Source organism: Halomonas sp. KAO, from assembly GCF_015595025.1.
Taxonomy (GTDB): domain Bacteria; phylum Pseudomonadota; class Gammaproteobacteria; order Pseudomonadales; family Halomonadaceae; genus Halomonas.
This window is the reverse complement of the sequence record NZ_JADNRL010000046.1, coordinates 731-1,072: the sequence shown is the minus strand read 5'-3', so window position 1 is coordinate 1,072 and position 342 is coordinate 731. Positions and strand designations below refer to the sequence as shown.

General features: G+C 50.3%; 1 protein-coding gene. It reads right to left on the bottom strand.

The annotated features are described in order from the left end of the window. Nucleotides 1–166: type IV pilus modification PilV family protein (locus IOC61_RS17575; protein ID WP_195690023.1), on the bottom strand; the 166-nt coding region annotated here is incomplete at its 3' end. Nucleotides 167–342 lie beyond the last annotated feature (176 nt).

Here is a 342-nt window from a genome sequence, read left to right as displayed (position 1 = left end):
AAAGCTCTTGAGCATCGATAGCAATAATACTGGCCAGCGCACGTTGATATCCTATATGAGCACCCTGCAATGCCTTCATCTGCATGGCTGCCACACCTAACAGGCCGATTGAAAGCACCACCAGCGCGACCAGCGCCTCGACCAACGTAAAGCCTCTATTTGACATGCTCTTCATCGGCAGAAAACCGTATCAGGAACCTGAAGCATCTAACCTGCCTACATAGCCAGTTGAGTATACATATATTGTGCGACCATCCACTGTAATCTCGCATGCGCTACCGGGATCACAGTCACTTTTCCCTAGAGGGTCAAAGGTAATGGTCTCACTGGAGTCCGCCCCAA